The sequence below is a fragment of the Acidimangrovimonas sediminis genome (assembly GCF_002871005.1).
GTDB lineage: Bacteria > Pseudomonadota > Alphaproteobacteria > Rhodobacterales > Rhodobacteraceae > Acidimangrovimonas > Acidimangrovimonas sediminis.
Genome location: NZ_PHSN01000006.1, coordinates 21,939 through 39,202, shown reverse-complemented (window position 1 = coordinate 39,202; position 17,264 = coordinate 21,939). Strand labels below are relative to the sequence as shown.

General features: G+C 68.6%; 20 protein-coding genes. 14 read left to right on the top strand and 6 right to left on the bottom strand.

Features of this window, described 5'->3' with window-relative positions:
* Window position 1: 1 nt before the first annotated feature.
* Entirely contained in the window at window positions 2-457 is a 456-nt protein-coding gene (locus CVV76_RS06595) for an NUDIX hydrolase (protein WP_102223847.1), read from the bottom strand.
* A gap of 80 nt (window positions 458-537) precedes the next feature.
* Between CVV76_RS06595 and hslO the strand changes: the two genes are divergently transcribed.
* The 7 genes from hslO to CVV76_RS06560 all read left to right on the top strand — a co-directional run bounded on the left by hslO (window position 538) and on the right by CVV76_RS06560 (window position 7,525).
* Window positions 538-1,533, top strand: coding sequence for an Hsp33 family molecular chaperone HslO (gene hslO / locus CVV76_RS06590; protein WP_102223846.1), 996 nt, complete (start codon window positions 538-540; stop codon window positions 1,531-1,533).
* Window positions 1,523-2,134, top strand: coding sequence for a CoA pyrophosphatase (locus tag CVV76_RS06585; protein WP_408607877.1), 612 nt, complete (start codon window positions 1,523-1,525; stop codon window positions 2,132-2,134). Before hslO ends, CVV76_RS06585 begins: the two co-directional genes overlap by 11 nt.
* Window positions 2,131-3,276, top strand: coding sequence for a CCA tRNA nucleotidyltransferase (locus CVV76_RS06580; protein WP_102223845.1), 1,146 nt, complete (start codon window positions 2,131-2,133; stop codon window positions 3,274-3,276). Before CVV76_RS06585 ends, CVV76_RS06580 begins: the two co-directional genes overlap by 4 nt.
* A 41-nt stretch (window positions 3,277-3,317) precedes the next feature.
* Window positions 3,318-5,198, top strand: a complete 1,881-nt coding sequence (locus CVV76_RS06575; protein ID WP_102223844.1) for an ABC transporter ATP-binding protein — start codon at window positions 3,318-3,320, stop codon at window positions 5,196-5,198.
* Between the two features lie 20 nt (window positions 5,199-5,218).
* Entirely contained in the window at window positions 5,219-6,439 is a 1,221-nt protein-coding gene (locus CVV76_RS06570; RefSeq protein ID WP_102223843.1) for a class I SAM-dependent RNA methyltransferase, read from the top strand.
* 99 nt (window positions 6,440-6,538) lie between these two features.
* On the top strand, window positions 6,539-7,027 hold the full coding sequence (locus CVV76_RS06565; protein ID WP_102223842.1) for a L,D-transpeptidase family protein: 489 nt from the start codon (window positions 6,539-6,541) through the stop codon (window positions 7,025-7,027).
* A gap of 315 nt (window positions 7,028-7,342) precedes the next feature.
* Window positions 7,343-7,525, top strand: a complete 183-nt coding sequence (locus CVV76_RS06560) for a hypothetical protein (RefSeq protein WP_102223841.1) — start codon at window positions 7,343-7,345, stop codon at window positions 7,523-7,525.
* 134 nt (window positions 7,526-7,659) lie between these two features.
* On the opposite strand, the gene hemH is transcribed toward CVV76_RS06560, so the two are convergent.
* Window positions 7,660-8,727 (bottom strand): ferrochelatase, encoded by a 1,068-nt coding sequence (gene hemH / locus CVV76_RS06555; RefSeq protein ID WP_102223840.1) that lies wholly within the window; start codon window positions 8,725-8,727, stop codon window positions 7,660-7,662.
* Window positions 8,728-8,778: 51 nt separating this feature from the next.
* Window positions 8,779-9,603: a methyltransferase domain-containing protein gene (locus tag CVV76_RS06550; RefSeq protein ID WP_102223839.1), complete on the bottom strand. Its 825-nt coding sequence runs from the start codon at window positions 9,601-9,603 to the stop codon at window positions 8,779-8,781.
* A 28-nt stretch (window positions 9,604-9,631) separates the two neighbouring features.
* Between CVV76_RS06550 and CVV76_RS06545 the strand changes: the two genes are divergently transcribed.
* The 3 genes from CVV76_RS06545 to CVV76_RS06535 all read left to right on the top strand — a co-directional run bounded on the left by CVV76_RS06545 (window position 9,632) and on the right by CVV76_RS06535 (window position 11,244).
* Window positions 9,632-10,390: a double zinc ribbon domain-containing protein gene (locus tag CVV76_RS06545; protein ID WP_102223838.1), complete on the top strand. Its 759-nt coding sequence runs from the start codon at window positions 9,632-9,634 to the stop codon at window positions 10,388-10,390.
* A gap of 65 nt (window positions 10,391-10,455) precedes the next feature.
* Window positions 10,456-10,713 (top strand): glutaredoxin 3, encoded by a 258-nt coding sequence (gene grxC / locus CVV76_RS06540; RefSeq protein WP_102223837.1) that lies wholly within the window; start codon window positions 10,456-10,458, stop codon window positions 10,711-10,713.
* Between the two features lie 87 nt (window positions 10,714-10,800).
* A complete protein-coding gene (locus CVV76_RS06535) occupies window positions 10,801-11,244 on the top strand; it encodes a MarR family winged helix-turn-helix transcriptional regulator (protein WP_102223836.1) in 444 nt (147 codons plus the stop codon).
* Window positions 11,245-11,316: 72 nt separating this feature from the next.
* On the opposite strand, the gene CVV76_RS06530 is transcribed toward CVV76_RS06535, so the two are convergent.
* Window positions 11,317-12,360, bottom strand: a complete 1,044-nt coding sequence (locus CVV76_RS06530; protein WP_102223835.1) for an NAD(P)/FAD-dependent oxidoreductase — start codon at window positions 12,358-12,360, stop codon at window positions 11,317-11,319.
* A 46-nt stretch (window positions 12,361-12,406) separates the two neighbouring features.
* Here CVV76_RS06530 and mnmD point away from each other — a divergent pair, with 46 nt between their 5' ends.
* Both mnmD and CVV76_RS06520 read left to right on the top strand, forming a co-directional pair.
* Complete coding sequence (mnmD, locus tag CVV76_RS06525; RefSeq protein ID WP_102223834.1) at window positions 12,407-13,093, top strand: tRNA (5-methylaminomethyl-2-thiouridine)(34)-methyltransferase MnmD; 687 nt, start codon at window positions 12,407-12,409, stop codon at window positions 13,091-13,093.
* On the top strand, window positions 13,090-13,992 hold the full coding sequence (locus tag CVV76_RS06520) for a DMT family transporter (protein ID WP_102223833.1): 903 nt from the start codon (window positions 13,090-13,092) through the stop codon (window positions 13,990-13,992). Before mnmD ends, CVV76_RS06520 begins: the two co-directional genes overlap by 4 nt.
* Window positions 13,993-14,124: 132 nt before the next feature.
* On the opposite strand, the gene map is transcribed toward CVV76_RS06520, so the two are convergent.
* Window positions 14,125-14,934 (bottom strand): type I methionyl aminopeptidase, encoded by an 810-nt coding sequence (gene map, locus CVV76_RS06515; protein ID WP_102223832.1) that lies wholly within the window; start codon window positions 14,932-14,934, stop codon window positions 14,125-14,127.
* Between the two features lie 108 nt (window positions 14,935-15,042).
* A complete protein-coding gene (sfsA, locus tag CVV76_RS06510; RefSeq protein WP_102223831.1) occupies window positions 15,043-15,759 on the bottom strand; it encodes a DNA/RNA nuclease SfsA in 717 nt (238 codons plus the stop codon).
* 49 nt (window positions 15,760-15,808) lie between these two features.
* Between sfsA and CVV76_RS06505 the strand changes: the two genes are divergently transcribed.
* Both CVV76_RS06505 and CVV76_RS06500 read left to right on the top strand, forming a co-directional pair.
* On the top strand, window positions 15,809-16,543 hold the full coding sequence (locus CVV76_RS06505) for a competence/damage-inducible protein A (protein WP_102223830.1): 735 nt from the start codon (window positions 15,809-15,811) through the stop codon (window positions 16,541-16,543).
* On the top strand, window positions 16,540-17,256 hold the full coding sequence (locus CVV76_RS06500; protein WP_102223829.1) for a GNAT family N-acetyltransferase: 717 nt from the start codon (window positions 16,540-16,542) through the stop codon (window positions 17,254-17,256). Before CVV76_RS06505 ends, CVV76_RS06500 begins: the two co-directional genes overlap by 4 nt.
* The last annotated feature ends 8 nt before the right edge of the window (window positions 17,257-17,264 follow it).

Sequence of the window (17,264 nt, the reverse complement as noted above, 5' to 3'; positions counted from 1 at the left end):
TCTAATCCAGCCGATACAGGCCCTTCGCGACCGCCTGAAGGAACGCCCGGTCGCCGGAATTGGCAAGCAGGTCGGCGGCGTCTTGCAGCGGGGCCCAGATCGCGGTGTGCCCCGGCTCCGTCGGGGCGGACAGGCGGCGGACGGGCCGGGCGAGGTAGATCGTGCAAAGCTTCTCTGCCCACATGTCGTATTCCGGCATGTAGGCAAAGCGCCGGAACGCCCCGATCCGGCGCGCCCCCGCGATGCGCCAGCCGGTCTCTTCCCGCACCTCGCGGTGCAGCGCATGCAGCGGATGCTCACCCGCGTCGATGCCTCCGCCGGGAAGCTGCACCTCGGGCACCGGGTCCGCCTGGTGGGTCAGCAGGACGGACCCGCCATCGAGCAGTACGGCATAGGCGCCCGGACGGGGGCGATAGCGCTTGCCGGGAACGACCGGCTCTCCGAATCGACGTATCATCCTTGGACCTGTGGTTGCGGGGCTTATGTAAGGGCGGTATGCCAAGCGCGGCACGCCAGGAAAAGCCCCAAGGAAGCCTTATGACCCTCGGATCACAGATCGCCTGGGACGATACCGTCCTGCCCTTTCAGCTCGACCGGTCGGACATCCGCGGACGGGTGGCCCGGCTTGATGGCACCCTCGACGCGGTGCTGAGCCAGCATGCCTATCCGCCGGCGGTCGAGGCGTTGGTGGCCGAGGCCGCCGTGCTGACCGCCCTGATCGGCCAGACCATCAAGCTGCGCTGGCGGCTGTCGCTGCAGATCCGCGGGGATGGCCCGGCCCGGCTGATCGCGACCGATTACTACGCGCCCACCGAAGACGGCGCCCCGGCCCGGATCCGGGCCTGGGCCAGCTTCGACGAGGAGCGTCTGGTGCCGGACGGGCCAGTCTTCGACCAGATCGGGGCGGGGTACTTCGCGATCGTTCTCGACCAGGGCACGGGCATGGCGCCCTACCAGGGTATCACGCCGCTGGCAGGCGGCAGCCTTTCGGCCTGCGCCGAGACGTATTTCGCGCAGTCGGAGCAGCTGCCCACCCGCTTTGCCCTGAACTTTGGCAAGCGCGGCGACAGCTGGCGCGCCGGCGGGGTGATGTTGCAGCACATGCCCAAGGCCTCGCCCTTCGCGCAGGGCGGCGGCACGGGCGAGGGCGGGCTGCTGGCTGCCGACGACATCGTGCACGGCGAGGAAGGCGACAACTGGAACCGGGCCAACAAGCTTCTCGATACGGTCGAGAAGGATGAGTTGATCGGCCCCGAGGTGCACCCGACCGATCTGCTGGTGCGACTGTTCCACGAAGAGGGGCCGCGGGTCTACGATGCCCAGCCGGTGGGCTTCGGCTGCACCTGCTCGCCCGAAAAGGTGCGTCAGAGCCTGTCGATCTATTCGGCGAAGGACATCGCCACCATGACGACAGAGCGTGGGATCGTCACGGCGGATTGCCAGTTCTGCGGTGCGCATTACGAATTCGACCCGAACACACTGGGATTCGAGGCGACCGACCCGCCCGGGGACGAGGGCGACGGTGACGCGTGACACGCTGAGCGATCCGTTCGGGGCGTTGCGCGCGGCGCTTGGGCGGCGCGACGGCGGCTCTTCCGACTTCGATCTGAACCCCGGCTATCGCCCACCCGAGAATCGGGTGCTGCGGCCGGCCGGGGTTCTGGTTCCCGTGCTCCTGCGCGACGGTGCGGCGCGGGTGATCCTGACCAAGCGGTCCTCACGGCTCAAGCATCACCCGGGGCAGATCGCCTTTCCCGGCGGCAAGGTCGATCCGGGCGATGCGGACGCCGAGGCCGCGGCGCTTCGCGAAGCGCGCGAGGAGATCGGCCTCGATCCCGCCAATGTCGAGGTGCTGGGACGCCTGCCCTCGCACGAGACGGTGACGAATTTCACCATGACGCCGGTCCTGGGCCGCGTCCGCGCGCCCTTCGACTACCTGGCCGAGCCGGGCGAGGTGGCCGAGGTGTTCGAAGTGCCGCTGATCCACCTGGCGGATCCGGCGAATTTCGTGATCGAACATCGCCGCTGGCGGGGCGAGGTGCGGCGCTACTACGCCGTGCCCTACGGCCCCTACTACATCTGGGGCGCCACCGCCCGTATCCTGCGCGGGCTGGCCGAGAGGATGCAGCCGTGAGGGTGGATGGCGCATGGCGCCGCCGGGCAGGAACGCAGGCCGTCTGCGCCGCGCTGACCGTGGCAGGATACCGCGCGCTTTTCGTCGGGGGCTGCGTGCGCAACGCCCTGCTCGGGGCTGAGGTCGCGGATGTCGACATCGCCACGGATGCCCTGCCCGAAACAGTCACGGAACTTGCGGAAAAAGCCGGTCTCAAGGTCGTACCGACAGGCATCGACCACGGCACAGTGACCGTCGTTTCGGGCGGAATCCCGCATGAGGTGACGACCTTCCGCCACGACATCGACACCGACGGGCGGCATGCCACCGTCAGCTACACCACCGACCCGGCGGAGGACGCGGCCCGGCGCGATTTCACGATGAACGCGCTTTATGCCACGCCCGAGGGCGAGGTGATCGACCCGCTCGGCGGTCTCGACGACCTGCGCGCCCGGCGCGTGCGTTTCGTGGGCTGCGCCGAGGAGCGGATCCGCGAGGATTACCTGCGGATTCTGCGCTTCTTTCGCTTCCACGCCTGGTACGGCGACCCGTCGGAGGGGCTGGACCCGGAGGGCCTTGCCGCCTGTGCCGAAAACCTCGACGGTCTTGCGCGCCTGTCGAAGGAGCGGATCGGCGCCGAGATGCGCAAGCTTCTTTCGGCGCCCGACCCGGCAACCGCCGTCGGGCCGATGCATGTGATCGGTGTCCTTTCCGCGATCCTGCCGGGCGCCGACCCCCTGGCGCTTGGGCCGCTTCTGCATCTGGAGGGGGACCGGCCGCCGCGCTTCCTGCGCCGTCTCGCCGTCCTCGGCGGTCGGGAAGAGGCGGACGCCCTGCGCCTTTCGCGGGTCGAAAGCCGCGATCTGGGCCGTGTCAGGGACGAAATCGGCGGTACCGCGGGGGCGGGGGAGCTTGGCTATAGGCTTGGGGCGACGCTGGCCGAGGATGTCATCCTCTGTCGCGCGGCCCTTCTTGAATCGCCGCTGCCCGGGGGCTGGCGCAGCGACATTGCGCGTGGCGCCGCCGCGGTTCTGCCGGTGCGTGCGGCCGACCTGCCTGACCTGCAGGGCCCGGAAATCGGCGCTGCCCTGAGGCGGATCGAGGCACGCTGGATCGCCTCTGGCTTCACCCTCGATCGCGACGCTCTGCTGGGCGACGGCTGAACCCGTTTACTTGCGCCCGGCGCAGCCTATATCCACGCTTCATGCAGACGCGGACCGACCAGACGCCGACCCGCTGGAGGATTGGCCACCTCATCGACGCCTTCCGCCCCGCGGACGGGCCGCCGCCGCGCACCCTGATCGCCTTTTTCCGTTGGTGCCTGTCGGGGGCCTGGCCAGTGCTGATGTGGGCCGCGCTCGCCTCGGCGGTGGCGGGGCTGATGCAGGTCTTCGCGGCCGTCCTTTTGGGCAGGATCGTCGACACCTCGCATGCCGCCACTGCCGGGCTGGGGCCCTGGGGCGTGTTCGAGGCCAACTGGCCGCTCTACCTCTTCTTCGCGATCTTCTACCTCGTCCTGATGCCGCTGGCCTTCGGGCTTTCGTCCGCCACCAACTCGCTTGCCGTTGGGCCGAACGTCATGCCGCTGGTGCTGTCGCGGCTGCACCGCTGGACCATGGGGCAGGCTGTCACCTTCTTCGACAACGATTTCGCGGGCCGGATCGCGCAGAAACAGATGCAGACCGCCCGGGCCGCCACCGACGTCGCGACCGAGATGATCAACACGGTCACCTTCGCGCTCTCGTCGCTCGTGGGATCGGCGGTGTTCCTGATCGCGATCGACGGATGGATCGCGGTCGCGCTGGTGGTCTGGCTTTGTCTCTATCTCGGCCTGATCCGGTGGTTCATGCCCCGAATCCGCGGCAAGTCGCAGGCCCGCGCCTCGGCCCGGGCGATGGTCACCGGGCAGGTCGTCGACACCATCACCAACATCAAGACGGTAAAGCTTTTCGCCAATTCGCAGCACGAGGACCGCGAGGCGTTGGGCGCCATGGCGGGGTTCCGCGAGAAGGCGCTGGATTTCGGGCTGATCTCGGTCTCGTTCCGGGCCTCGATGATGGCGCTCTCGGGCCTTCTTCCGATCATCCTGGTGGGCGGCGCCGTTCTCCTTTGGTCGCTCGGCCGCGCCACGGCGGGGGACATCGCCGCCGCGGGCGCCATCGCGATGCGCATCTCGCAGATGACCGGCTGGGTCAGCATGTCGCTGATGAGCCTTTACGGCAGCGTCGGCGAGGTCGAGGACGGGATGAACACTCTCACCCCGCCGCATACCCTTACCGATGCCGAGGGCGCGCACGACCTCGGCCGCGTCGCGGGAGAGATCACCTTCGACCACCTGAGCTTTGCCTACGGCCGCAAGAGCGGCGGCATCGACGACGTCACCCTGACCATCCACCCGGGCGAGAAACTGGGGATCGTCGGCGCCTCGGGGGCCGGGAAATCCACCCTCGTTGCCCTGCTTCTGCGGCTCTATGACGCCGAGAGAGGGCGGATCCTGCTGGATGGGCACGACATCCGCGAGGTGACGCAGGAAAGTCTTCGCCGGCAGGTCGCGATGGTCACGCAGGAGACGGCGATGTTCAACCGCTCGGCGCGCGAGAACATCCTCTACGGCCGCCCGGACGCCACCGAGGCCGAGATGGTCGCCGCCGCGGAGCAGGCCGAGGCGCATGAGTTCATCCTGGGTCTGCAGGACCATGCGGGCCGCACCGGCTATGACGCCTTCCTCGGCGAGCGGGGGGTGAAGCTTTCGGGTGGGCAGCGCCAGCGGATCGCGCTGGCCCGTGCCTTCATCAAGGATGCCCCGATCCTCGTGCTGGACGAGGCGACAAGCGCGCTGGACAGCGAGGTCGAGGCCCAGATACAGGAGGCCCTGGCCCGCGTGATGGAGGGCAAGACGGTGCTGGCGATCGCCCACCGCCTGTCGACCATCGCCGAGATGGACCGGATCGTGGTCATGGACCAGGGCCGGATCGTCGAGGAGGGCCATCACGAGGAATTGCTGGCCAGGCGCGGGCTTTACGCCCGGTACTGGAGCCGGCAATCGGGCGGCTTCCTCGGGACCGAGGAAGAAGCCGCGGAATAGGCGCAAAGCAAGGGTGGCGCATGCAGGTGACGATCGAGCGGCTGGGCCATCGCGGTGACGGCATTGCCCCCGGCCCGGTCTTCGTGCCCGGCGCGCTGCCGGGCGAAGTGGTCGAGGGCGTGCTGGAAGGCGATACCCTTCAGGCGCCGAAGATCGTCACCCCGGTCGCCGACCGGGTGCGCCCGCCCTGCCGCCACGCCAAGGCCTGCGGCGGATGCGCGCTGCAGCATGCCTCGGACGGGTTCTTGGCGGAATGGAAGGCCGAGGTGATCCGCCTTGCGCTTGCCGGGCAGGGGCTCGAGGCGCCGATCCGCCCGGTCCTGACCTCGCCGCCCCGGTCACGCCGCAGAGCGACCCTGGCGGGCAAGCGGACCAAGGGCGGCGTCATTCTGGGTTTTCACGGCCGTGCGTCGGACACGGTCGTCGCGGTGCCCGATTGTCAGCTGCTGCACCCCGACCTGATGGCAGCGTTTCCGGCGATGGAGGAGATCACCGCGCTTGGCGGGTCGCGCAAGGGCGCGCTGGCGCTGGGGGTGACCTCTACCCCGAACGGGCCCGACATCGCGGTCACCGGCGGCAAGCCACTGGACGCCACGCTGCGGATGGAGCTGGGCCAGCTGGCCGACCGGCACCACCTTGCCCGGCTGGCCTGGGATGGCGAGGTGGTCGCGCTCGCGCGGCCGCCGGTGCAACGCATGGGCCGGGCCGAGGTCGCCCCGCCGCCCGGCGCTTTCCTGCAGGCCACCCCCGACGGCGAAGCAGCGCTGGTTTCCGCAGTGACAGAGAGTGTTTCCGGCGCGCGCAAGCTGGTTGATCTGTTCTCGGGCTGCGGCACCTTCGCCCTGCCGCTGGCCGCGCGGGCCGAGGTACACGCCGTCGAATCCGGGCCGGGAATGCTTCAGGCGCTGGACGCCGGCTGGCGCGGGGCCGAGGGCCTTCACCGTGTCACGACTGAGACCAGGGATCTCTTCCGCAGGCCCCTGATGGTGGATGAGCTGAACCGTTTCGACGCCGTCGTCATCGACCCTCCGCGCGCCGGGGCCGAGGCCCAGACCGCCCAGCTTGCGGCCAGCCGCGTGCCGGTGATCGCCGCGGTTTCGTGTAACTCGGTCACCTTCGCCCGTGACGCCCGGGCGTTGATCCAGGGCGGTTACCGGCTGGAGTGGGTGCAGCCGGTCGACCAGTTCCGCTGGTCCCCGCATGTCGAGCTTGTGGCGCGATTTGGCCGGGCGCCGGCCTGATTGCCTGCCTTGCCCATGGCGAACCAGCGCGAATCCCTGTAAAACAGGGAGAAATCGCCCGAAGAGGCGATTGTCTTCCATGAGGTTTCAGGGGCAGCCATGCGCGCTTTCAGAACGATTCTTATGCTGGTGATGGTGGTGGGACTTGCCGCCTGCGCCAGCAAATTCAAAACCTACGACGGGCCTGCCGTGACGCAGATCCTGATCATCAAGCACACCCGCCAGATGTACCTTCTGCACGGGGATACCGCACTCAAGACCTACCAGATCCACTTGGGCAACGAGCCGGTGGGCCAGAAGCACATAAGCGGCGACGGCAAGACGCCCGAGGGTGTCTATTACATCAACCGCCGCAATCCGAATTCGGAATACTACCTGTCCTTGGGGATCTCGTACCCCGACGTACAACAGGTCGCGCTGGCCAAGGAAGCCGGCGAGAACCCGGGCGGCGACATCTTCATCCATGGCGAGGGTGACCGGAAGCGCAGCGGCGACTGGACGGCGGGCTGCATCGCCGTGACCAACAAGCAGATCGAAGAAGTCTACGCCATGGTGCAGGACGGCACACCTGTGGTCATCATGCCCTGACCCGGCCGGACGGGCCGCCGCGGCGGCCCGTTCCCCTGGGCGTCAGGGGGCGGATGGCCCGCCCACACCGGCAGTTTCCGGCCCCGCCCGATGGGCGGCGGGCAAGGACCCGCCGTGCCCCGACGCCTGCGCGCGGCTTGCGCCACACAAGTGTTGCCATTTTGACGACACAGCGGCACTCTTGGAACCAGACGCGCCGTTGGGCCGTTGCAATTACGGGAATCAACTGCTTAGTGATTTCCTACGAGGTACAGTCTTGGGGCTTCCGCATCATCCTCAATGAACCTGATGCGGGGCGAAACTGGAGGTTATGAAATGAAGAAACTCGCGCTTGCTGCCGCTTTCTCGCTGGCCGCTACGTCGTCGTTCGCCGGTGGCATGGCCGAGCCGGTGACCCCGCCGGTCGTGGTCAAGCAAGAAACCACCACGTCGTCGGGCGGGATCATCATCCCCCTGATCCTGCTCGTGGCCGTGGCTGCTGCCATCGCTTCGAACTGATACAGCCTTACGGCTGAAACGGAAGGCGGTGGGATTTCCCGCCGCCTTTTGTTTTGCGGCCCCGTGTCACGCGGTCGCAGGGGAAACGCGCAGATTCGCGGCGGGGTTCCTCGTCGCCCGCGGGCGGGCAGGATCTAACCGACCCAGCCGCCCAGGTTGTCGGCCGCCACCGCCGCCAGGGCGCGGATATGGGCGTCGTCATCGTTGAGGCAGGGGATGTAGGTGAAGCTTTCGCCGCCCGCATGTTCGAAGGCCTCGCGGATCTCTCCCTGGATCTCCTCCAGCGTCTCGATGCAATCGGCCGAGAACGCCGGCGCCACCACCGCGATCCGCTTCTTGCCGGCCTTCGCCAGCTCGGCCACGTGTTTCACCGTGTAGGGCTTCAGCCATTCCTCGGGGCCAAAGACCGACTGGAAGGTGGTGTCGATCATTTCCGGCCCCCAGCCAAGCGCCTCGCGCAGAAGGCGCGTCGTCTTCTGGCATTGGCAGTGGTAGGGGTCGCCGTTCCGGAGATAGCGCTGCGGCATACCGTGGTATGAGGTGATCAGCACGTCCGGCTTTACCTCCATCGCGTCCCAGACGCGCCGCACCGATCCCGCCAGCGCCTCGATGTACAGCGGATGCTCGAAATAATCCGTCACGGTGCGGGCGGCGGGCTGGCGCACCTCGGTCATCAGCGCCTTGAAGAACGCATCGTTGGCCGTGCCCGAAGTCGCACCCGCGTATTGCGGGTAAAGCGGGAAGAAGAGGATCTTCTCGCACCCGGCCTCGACCATGGCGCGGACCTTCGACGCGGTCGAGGGGTTGCCGTAGCGCATGCAGAAATCGACCATGACCGTGTCGCCGAACGTTGCCGTCAGCGACGCGCGAAGCTTTTCGGTCTGCGCCTTCGTGATGGTCATGAGGGGGCTCTCGTTCAGCTCCTCGTTCCAGATCAACTTGTAGTTCGCGCCCGAGGTGAAGGGGCGCTTGCCGAGAATCACGGTCTGAAGGAGCGGTTGCCACTTCCACGACGGATAGTCGATCACCCGCTTGTCCGAGAGGAACTCGCTCAGGTACCGGCGCATCGGCCAGTAGCTGTAATGGTCGGGCGTCCCGAGGTTGGCGATCAGCACGCCGACCTTCGCCACCTTGACGGTGGGGTGGTCGGTCGGGGCATGGGACAGGCGGCCTTCGCCCGGTCGGATCGTCGTTTCCGTCATCTGGTTCCCCTCGCTTGGCTCAGGCCCGATGTAACGGCTTTTGTCCTCCGGTCAATCTTCGCCGGGCTCAAGCGGACGTTCGGCCACACCCAGCGCGTCCGACAGGCGCTGCACCGCAGAGCCGGGGCGCAGGGGTTTCGGCTGGCTCTCGTCCGGTGCCCAGCCCGACAGGAAGATCATCTCGAACGTCGCCCGGATCCGGCTGTCGCCCTCGGGAAAAGCCTCGGCGTAAAGACGCGCCGCCTCGACGAACATCGCGCGCGATGGAACTTCGCGCCGCCGGTCGGTCAGGGCGTTGGTCTCGCCCATGGCGCGCAGGTCGGACATCAGGTGGAAAAGGTCGCGGTAGCTGACGACATGATCCTGCGCATCCGCCACCGGCAGCGCCAGCCCTGCCCGCTGCAAAAGCGCCCCCAGGTCGCGGATCTCGCCCATCGGCAGCACCCGCGGCGACAATCCTCCGCTGACCGCCGTCTCGGCCTGCGCGAGGCTCGCGCGCAGTTCCGTCAGCGTCCGGCCGCCGAACATCGCAGCCAGGAAAAGGCCGTCGGGACGCAGCGCCCGGCGCGCCTGCACCATCTGCCCCACCGGGTCGTTCGACCAGTGCAGCGCCAGCGCATGAAGCACCAGGTCGTGCGCCCCGGGCTCCAGCGCCAGCACCTCGTCATCCGCGACGATCCGCGCGCCGGGCAGAACGCTCTCCCAAAGCTGTGGATAAGGCGTCACCACCGCGGGGGCCGTAAAGCTTCTGTTAACCGTGTCGCGCCTATCCAGAAGCTCGTCGCGCGCCAGCTCGTGCAGGAACAGCGCGGGGGCCTGCAGTGCGCGGCGGCGGTGCAGCGAAAGGGCGTGGCGGTCGGTCAGATCCTGGCTCATGGCCCCGATGTAGAGGGCGGAAGGCGGAATGCAAACACCAATCGCCCGCGGTCCCGGACCGGCGCGGCAGGCGCTTTCCGGGCTTCTCCGGCTGGTCTATCCGCCGCGGTGCCTCGGCTGCGACGCGCTGGTCACGACCGACTTCGGCCTTTGCGGGCCCTGTTGGCGCGACACCCCCTTCGTCGCGGGCCTCGTCTGCGACAGCTGCGGCGTCCCCCTGCCGGGCGAGGCGGGCGAGGGGGCCGAACATTGCGACGATTGCCTCACCATCACGCGGCCATGGCACCGGGGGCGCGCGGCGATGCTGTACCGCGACACGGGGCGCAAGCTGATCCTCGCGCTGAAGCACGGCGATAGGCAGGACCTGGCCCGCCCGCTTGCCCGCTGGATGGCCAAGGCGGGCGCGCCGATCCTTGTGCCCGACATGCTGGTGGCGCCGGTACCGCTGCACTGGCGGAGGATGCTGAAGCGCCGGTTCAACCAGTCGGCGCTGGTCTCGGCGGCACTGGCGGGGCACGCGGGCCTCGACCATTGCCCCGACCTCCTGATCCGCCGGCGCCCTACCCCAAGCCAGGAAGGCCGCGACCGCGACGCCCGATTTGCCAACCTCTCCGGCGCGCTTGCCGCCCATCCCCGGCGCGGGGGTCGCGCGATGGGACGCCACGTCCTGCTTGTCGACGACGTCATGACCTCGGGCGCCACTCTCGCCGCCGCGGCGGAGGCATGCCGCGCGGCGGGCGCTGCCGAGGTGTCCATCCTCGTCGCCGCCCGTGTTGCGCGGGAATGACACCTTGCCCGCGTTGCGGATGCGGCCCATTTCCCTATAGTCACAGCCAAAAGGGGAACCGGGCCATGAAGACCATCGAGATCTACACCACGCCGTTCTGCGGCTTCTGCACTGCCGCCAAGCGCCTGCTGACGCAGAAGGGTGCCGCCTTCACCGAATTCGACGTTGCAGCCAAGCCCGACCTGCGCCGCGAAATGACCGACCGTGCGAATGGCGGCCGCACCGTGCCGCAGATCTTCATTGGCGGCACCCATGTCGGCGGCTGCGACGATCTTTACGCGCTCGAGCAGTCGGGCAAGCTTGACCCGATGCTGGCCGATTGACGGCACCCGGGGCATGAACGTGGCGGCCAAGTTGCATATCCCGGCCGGTGTCGCGCCCGCAGGCCTGTGCCGGGCGAAGGGGTTCTGATGGCCGACTCGCCGGAATCCCTCGCCTCGGCGCTGTTCTCGGAACTGTTCATGGCCGACCAGCTGGCGCGGACCCAAGTCTCCAAGGTGTTGCCCCGGGGGATGGAGCTGTCGCATTTCGGCGTGCTCAACCACCTTGCGCGGGTCAGCGAGGAGCGCACCCCCGCCCAGCTTGCCCAGACGTTCCGCGTCACCCGGGGCGCGATGACCAACACGCTGTCCAAGCTGGAATGGGCCGGGCACGTGCACATCCGCCCCGATTGGGACGACGCGCGGCGCAAGTTCGTCTCGATCTCCCCTGCCGGGCGGGCGGCTCGCGACGCGGCGCTGCAGGCCATCACGCCGGTGATCGGCGAGGTCGTGGCGGCGCTGGGAACCGAACGGGTGCGCGCCGTCCTTCCCGTGCTGCGCGAGATGCGGCGGCGGCTGGAGGGCGAGGGCTAGTCGGCGCGGCGGATTGGCAGCAGGGGGGCCAGCCCCCCTGACCCCCCGGAGTATTTCCGCAAGAAAGAAGGCTCAGAGGTTGGCCTCGACGTGAAAGCCCTCGGGGATCGTGTCGCGATCTGCGAGGATGAGGTCCGCCATCACCTCTCCGACCTTCGGCGCCATGCCGAAGCCGATCTTGAAACCGCCGTTGGCAATGAAATGCCCGGGGCGGCCGGGCCAGGGGCCCAGCATCGGCGCGCGGCTTTTCGCGCGCGGGCGCACCCCGGCCCAACGGTCGATCACCGGGGCACCGGCAAGGGCGGGGCAGATCGCAAGCGCCCGGGTGTGCAGTGCATCGCATTGCGCATCTACCGTGTCCGGCGCGTCAAAGTCGCGCTCCGATGTCGACCCGATTGCCACGGTGCCGTTGGCATGGGGGATGATGTGCAGGCTGTCGGCGAAAAGCTGTGGCAGGTCCGTCGCGCTGTGACCCAGCAGAAGCGATTGCCCCTTCACGCCGTTTCCGACGGTTTTCCCCAGTGTTCGGGACAATTCCACCAGCCCCTCCCACCCCGTGGCCCAGACCACGGCGCCGGAATCTTCGGCCTCACCGATCACGATCTCCACCCCCAGCGCCCGGCAGGCGGCGGCCAGCGCCTGGGCCGCAAGTCGGGGATGCATCCGCGCGCTCAGCGTGTCGTGGATCAGAAGGCCGGTCGCGCTGGGCGGGGCCCAACCCGCAAAGTGCGAGGCCTCGATCACCTTCCATTCGGCACGGCCCTGCCAAAGCTCCGCAGCATTCTTGGCCCTGGCGCGCGCCATCTCGACCGCGCGGTCATCGGCCAGCGGCTGCAACCGGCCAAGGCGGCCATAGCCGCTCGACTGGGCCGAAAGCGTCTCTATCCCCGCCCAATAGTCTTGGGCCATCAGCAGGCTTTCCAGCTGGAAAGCCTTCTTGTCGTTCCAGTTCTCGGGCACGTGCGGCGCCAGCGCGCCGACCAGCCCGCCCGAGGATCCGGCGCCGATCGCGCGGGCCTCGACCAGCCGTACCCGGGCACCCCGGGTGGCGCAGGCATGGGCGACCGCCAGACCGAAGATCCCGCCCCCGCGCACCGTCACGTCCACCATTGCCATTCCCCCGAGCCTTCACCATTGTCGCGGCGGCATCGGTGTAGGACAAATGCAGCTTTCGGACCAGAGCGCGGATCTCGACTGGCGCGACGGGGCAATTCCCGTCTCGACCCGCTTCGACGATCCCTATTTCTCGCTTGCCGGCGGGTTGGCCGAAACGCGCCATGTCTTCCTTGACGGCAACCACCTGCCGGGCCGGTTCCGGGCCGGTTTTCACATCGCGGAGCTTGGGTTCGGCACCGGTCTCAACCTGATCGCCGCGCTGATCGCCTGGCGGGCCGCGGGGCAGGAAACCCGTCTCTCCTACACCTCGTTCGAGGCCTATCCCATGTCAGGCGACGAGATGGACCGGGCGCTGAGCGCCTTCCCCGAGGCCCGCGCCGTGGCGGGACCGATCCTCGATCAGTGGGGCGCGGGGCGGCGCAGGATCGACCTGCCCGACCTGTCGGCCGAGATCATTCTAGGCAAAGCGCGCGAGACGCTGCCGCGCTGGCAGGGGCGCGCCGATGCCTGGTTCCTCGATGGCTTCTCGCCCGCCAAGAACCCCGAGCTCTGGTCGCCCGGGCTGATGGCCGAGGTCGGGGCTCATACTGCACCGGGGGGCACCTTCGCCACCTATACCGCCGCGGGGTTCGTGCGCCGCGCCCTTGCCGGGGCGGGCTTCGACGTCGCGCGTTGCCCCGGATTCGGGTCGAAACGCCACATGAGCCGCGGCGTGCTGGAGGCCCGGGAATGACCGAGCAGAACACCCGTCTCGGCATCACGCTGATGATCGCCACCACCTTCGTCTTCGCCGTGCAGGACGGGATCTCGCGTCACATGGCGTCGATCTACCCGGTGACCGAGGTGGTGATGATCCGCTACTGGTTCTTCGCGCTCTTCGTGATGGCGGTGATCGCGCGCCAGCCCGGGGGGCTGCGCAAGGTGCTGCGGCCGCGCTATCCGCTGGTCCAGGCCTTCCGCGGCGTCCTTCTGGTCACCGAGGTCTGCGTCATGATCCTCGGCTTCGTGCATCTCGGGCTGGTCGAGGCGCATGCCGTTTTCACCTGCTACCCGCTGCTGATCACCGCGCTGTCCGGCCCGGTTCTGGGCGAAAGCGTCGGCTGGCGGCGCTGGGTGGCGATCGGGGTGGGGTTCATCGGCGTGCTGATCATCCTGGAGCCCGGGGTGTCTATGTTCTCGCCCTGGGCCCTGGCGCCGCTGTCGGCGGCGCTGATGTTCGCGCTCTACGGCCTGCTGACCCGCTTCGTCGCCCGTCACGACGGCTCGCAGATCAGCTTTTTCTGGACCGGCACGACCGGCGCGCTGGCGATGACCGTGGTCGGCGTCTGGAACATGGAGCCGTTCCACGGCTGGGACTGGGGCTGGATGGGGATCCTGTGCTGCACGGCCGCACTGGGCCATTACCTGCTGATCCGCACCTACGAGGTGGCCGAGGCGAGCGCGGTCCAGCCCTTCGCCTATTTCCAGCTGATGTTCGCAAGCGTCATCGGCATCTGGGTGTTCGGCGACGTGCTCAAGGCCAACGTCGCGCTGGGTGTGGCGATCGTGATCTCGGCCGGGCTGTTCACCCTGTGGCGGGCGCAGGTCCGCGCCCGGCAGGAACGCCGCGCAAGGGCACTTTCGCAGGAGTAGAGCCGACGCAGGGCATCGCCGGGCGCCTCCCCTTCATCTTGGCGAAAATACTCCGCAGGGGTCCAGGGGCGTGAGGCCCCCGGCTGCGGCGGGCACATGAGGCGCGCGGTCGGGTCAGCCCCGTGGACCCCGTCAGCCCCACGTCGGGTGGAACTTGCCCGCGGGCGAGAGGGTGAAGATCTCGCAGCCGTCCGCCGTCACGCCCACCGAATGCTCGAACTGGGCCGAGAGCGACTTGTCGCGCGTCACGGCGGTCCAGTCGTCGGCCAGGATCTTGGTCTCGGGGCGGCCGAGGTTCACCATCGGCTCGATCGTGAAGAACATCCCTTCCTCGAGCACCGGGCCCTTGCCGGGCCGGCCGTAGTGCAGGACGTTCGGCGGGGCGTGGAACACCCGGCCAAGGCCATGGCCGCAGAAGTCGCGCACCACGCTCATCCGGTTGCCCTCGACAAAGGACTGGATGGCATAGCCGATATCGCCGAAGGTGTTGCCGGGCTTCACCGCCTCGATCCCGATCATCAGCGAATCGTGCGTCACCTGGATCAGCCGCTCGGCCTTGCGCGACAGGTTGCCCGCCACGTACATCCGGCTGGAATCGCCGTACCAGCCATCCAGGATCACCGTCACGTCGATGTTCAGGATGTCGCCGTCCTTGAGGACCTTGGCCCCCGGAATGCCGTGACAGACCACATGGTTCACGCTGATGCACGATGCATGCTGATAGCCGCGATAGCCGATCGTGGCCGAAACGGTGCCCAGTTCCGTCACCCGACGGGTAATGAAATCGTCGATCGCCTCCGTGGTGGCGCCGGGCACGACATGCGCGGCCACCTCGTCGAGGATCTGCGCCGCGACGCGGCCGGCCGCATGCATCCCGGCGAAATCGCCCGGTTCGTAGATCGTGATGCCGTCCCTGGTGACGCGCAAGCTGTTGTCGTCCACTGGGCCCTCCGTATCCTGCTGGCGCGAAACCGCACCTTTCGGGGCTTAGATAGTCTTCGCGATCCCATTTGGCCAGAGTTTCCCCTTTGTGTGAAGGGGGCGGTGGCCTCAGGCTGCGGACTGCGGGCCGTCGTCGACGGGCAGAGGGGCCCCGGGGCGGATGCCTTGCGGCGTGATCTCGGTTCCCAGCGCCAGCATCTCCACCCCGGCGGCGCGGGCGGCGTCGAAGGCGCGGGCATAAGCAGGGTCGATATCGGCGGCGATCCGGACCCGCGCGCCGTCGCTCCGCCCCACGAGATACAGCATCACCGCGCGCCTGCCTGCCGCTGCCTCGCGCGCAAGCTCCTGAAGGTGTTTCGTGCCGCGTTTCGTCACTGAATCGGGGAATTCAGCCCATCCGCCCCGTGCCAGCGTCACGCTCTTCACCTCGACCAGCGCCTCGCCCCGTGCGGGATCGGACAGCAGGAAATCCACACGGCTGCCCTCGCCATAAGGAACCTCGGGCCGGACCGAGGCGTAGCCCTCCAGTCCCGGCACCCGGTTCGCCGCCAGCGCCTCGGCCACCACGCGGTTGGCAGCCCCCGTGTCGACCGTGACCAGAACGCCCGGCGCGGGCTCCACCAACTTCCATGAGAACTTCAGTTTCTTCCTGGGGTCGTCATTGGGCTCCAGCCAGCAGGGGGCCCCCTCGGGCGCCATCCCCATCATCGACCCGGGGTTGGGGCAATGCGCCACGACCTCGCGCCCGTCCTCAAGCCGCATGTCGGCGAGGAAGCGCTTGTATCGGCGGATCAATCTGGCTCTGAGCAGGGGTGGAAAGCGCATGACCCCCGGCCTATACCCGAGACAGAGCCCCCGCAAGGAGAGTGCCGCCATGGCCGCCAATCCCACCGCCGCGATGCTCGTGATCGGAGACGAGATCCTGTCCGGCCGCACGCGCGATTCCAACATGCATCACCTTGCCGGGCGGTTGACCGAACACGGCATCGACCTGGTCGAGGCCCGGGTGATCGGCGACCGGCGCCAGACCATCATCGACACGGTGAACGCGCTGCGAACGCAATACGATCACGTCTTCACCTCGGGCGGGATCGGCCCCACCCATGACGACATCACCGCCGAGGCCGTGGCCGCCGCCTTCGGCCTGCCGATCGACGTGCGGGCCGACGCCCGCGCCCTGCTCGAGGCGCATTACAAGCGCACGGGGACCGAGCTGAACGCCGCACGCCTGCGCATGGCGCGGATCCCAGAGGGGGCCAGGCTGATCGACAACCCGGTCTCGACCGCGCCGGGCTTCTCGCTCGGCAACGTCCATGTCATGGCCGGTGTCCCCTCGGTGTTCGAGGCGATGGTCGAGGGGCTTCTGCCCGGGCTGGTCGGTGGTGCTCCGGTCCTCTCGCGCACCCTGCGGGTGATGCGGGGCGAGGGCGAGGTGGCCGATATCCTGGGCGCGCTGGCTGGCGAATACGCTGATCTCAGCTTCGGCTCCTATCCGTTCCAGCGCGACGGCCGTTACGGCACCAACCTGGTGATCCGCGGCAGCGACGCGGCGCGGCTGGATGAGGCCCTGTCCCGGCTGGAATCGGCCGTGGCGGAGGATGCCGCATGACCCCGCCCGATACCGCACAGCTTTATGCCGTGAACGATGCCACCTGGCCACCCGCCGCCTTTCACCACGCCGGCCCCTGGACCCTGCGCGAAGGGCAGGGCGGCGGGCAGCGCGTCTCGGCTGCCACGGCGACCGACCCGGTGACCGAGGCGGACATCGAGACCGCCGAGACCGCCGCACAGGCGCTGGGGCAGACCCCGATCTTCATGATCCGCCCGGGCGACGAAGATCTCGACAGCTGGCTCGACGCCCGGGGTTACCGCGTGAAGGATCCGGTCGCGCTTTACCTCGCGCCGGTGGCCACGGTGGCGGGAGAGGTGCCCCCGGTCACGGCCTTCGCCCTCTGGCCGCCCCTGCAGGTACAGCTCGACATCTGGGAAGAGGGCGGGATCGGCCCGGCCCGGCTGGCGGTGATGGAGCGCGCGGCAGGCCCGAAGACCGCTATCCTTGGCCGACGTGCCGACAAGCCCGCGGGCACCGCCTATGTCGCGATCCACGCAGGGGTGGCGATGGTTCATGCGCTGGAGGTGCCGGCGCGGATGCGCCGCCAGAAGGCCGCGCTCTACATGATGCGCCGCGCGGCGCTCTGGGCCGGGGCGGAGGGGGCGGAGTGGCTCTCGCTCGCCGTGACCGAGGCCAACGCCGGTGCGCGCGCGTTGTACGAGGGGCTGGGGATGCAGATCGCCGGTCGCTACCACTACCGCGTCCGCTGACACGGCGA

What these genes read in the sequence shown, in the direction of transcription:
- CVV76_RS06505 (WP_102223830.1), top strand. Translation starts at nt 15,809, where the DNA reads ATGGCCGCCAATCCCACCGCCGCGATGCTCGTGATCGGAGACGAGATC.
- grxC (WP_102223837.1), top strand. Translation starts at nt 10,456, where the DNA reads ATGAAGACCATCGAGATCTACACCACGCCGTTCTGCGGCTTCTGCACT.
- sfsA (WP_102223831.1), bottom strand. Translation starts at nt 15,759, where the DNA reads ATGCGCTTTCCACCCCTGCTCAGAGCCAGATTGATCCGCCGATACAAG.
- CVV76_RS06595 (WP_102223847.1), bottom strand. Translation starts at nt 457, where the DNA reads ATGATACGTCGATTCGGAGAGCCGGTCGTTCCCGGCAAGCGCTATCGC.
- CVV76_RS06570 (WP_102223843.1), top strand. Translation starts at nt 5,219, where the DNA reads ATGCAGGTGACGATCGAGCGGCTGGGCCATCGCGGTGACGGCATTGCC.
- mnmD (WP_102223834.1), top strand. Translation starts at nt 12,407, where the DNA reads ATGCAGCTTTCGGACCAGAGCGCGGATCTCGACTGGCGCGACGGGGCA.
- hslO (WP_102223846.1), top strand. Translation starts at nt 538, where the DNA reads ATGACCCTCGGATCACAGATCGCCTGGGACGATACCGTCCTGCCCTTT.
- CVV76_RS06550 (WP_102223839.1), bottom strand. Translation starts at nt 9,603, where the DNA reads ATGAGCCAGGATCTGACCGACCGCCACGCCCTTTCGCTGCACCGCCGC.
- CVV76_RS06535 (WP_102223836.1), top strand. Translation starts at nt 10,801, where the DNA reads ATGGCCGACTCGCCGGAATCCCTCGCCTCGGCGCTGTTCTCGGAACTG.
- CVV76_RS06560 (WP_102223841.1), top strand. Translation starts at nt 7,343, where the DNA reads ATGAAGAAACTCGCGCTTGCTGCCGCTTTCTCGCTGGCCGCTACGTCG.
- CVV76_RS06565 (WP_102223842.1), top strand. Translation starts at nt 6,539, where the DNA reads ATGCGCGCTTTCAGAACGATTCTTATGCTGGTGATGGTGGTGGGACTT.
- hemH (WP_102223840.1), bottom strand. Translation starts at nt 8,727, where the DNA reads ATGACGGAAACGACGATCCGACCGGGCGAAGGCCGCCTGTCCCATGCC.
- CVV76_RS06575 (WP_102223844.1), top strand. Translation starts at nt 3,318, where the DNA reads ATGCAGACGCGGACCGACCAGACGCCGACCCGCTGGAGGATTGGCCAC.
- CVV76_RS06530 (WP_102223835.1), bottom strand. Translation starts at nt 12,360, where the DNA reads ATGGCAATGGTGGACGTGACGGTGCGCGGGGGCGGGATCTTCGGTCTG.
- CVV76_RS06545 (WP_102223838.1), top strand. Translation starts at nt 9,632, where the DNA reads ATGCAAACACCAATCGCCCGCGGTCCCGGACCGGCGCGGCAGGCGCTT.
- CVV76_RS06500 (WP_102223829.1), top strand. Translation starts at nt 16,540, where the DNA reads ATGACCCCGCCCGATACCGCACAGCTTTATGCCGTGAACGATGCCACC.
- CVV76_RS06520 (WP_102223833.1), top strand. Translation starts at nt 13,090, where the DNA reads ATGACCGAGCAGAACACCCGTCTCGGCATCACGCTGATGATCGCCACC.